Origin of the sequence: Pseudoalteromonas sp. SIMBA_162 (assembly GCF_046535955.1) — a bacterium.
GTDB lineage: Bacteria > Pseudomonadota > Gammaproteobacteria > Enterobacterales > Alteromonadaceae > Pseudoalteromonas > Pseudoalteromonas marina.
This window is the reverse complement of record NZ_JAWJBQ010000475.1, coordinates 1-268: the sequence shown is the minus strand read 5'-3', so window position 1 is coordinate 268 and position 268 is coordinate 1. Positions and strand designations below refer to the sequence as shown.

Sequence of the window (268 nt, the reverse complement as noted above, 5' to 3'; positions counted from 1 at the left end):
CCCGGGCCCGCGCCGGCAAGGCCGCGGCAGTTGCCGGGCCGCCCGAAAACAAGGAGAACGACAACATGAAGTCAGCCGCTTCCGCCACCGCAGCCGAGGTGATGCCGGTGCGCCGCGACCTGCGCTTCGACCTGCCGGTCGAGCGCGCGAAGGACTGGCACGGGCTCGGCCCGCACGTGACGCACTTCTTCAATGCGCTGTCGCTGCTGTTTCCGGCCGGCGAACGCTTTTTCATGGATTCGGTGCGCAACTATCGCGACCGGATCGA

1 protein-coding gene is annotated in these 268 nt (G+C 67.9%); it reads left to right on the top strand.

Annotated features, from left to right (window positions below):
* Positions 1-268 (top strand): metal-dependent hydrolase (locus R0J88_RS20555; protein WP_410900961.1); only part of this gene is annotated, 268 nt, incomplete at both ends.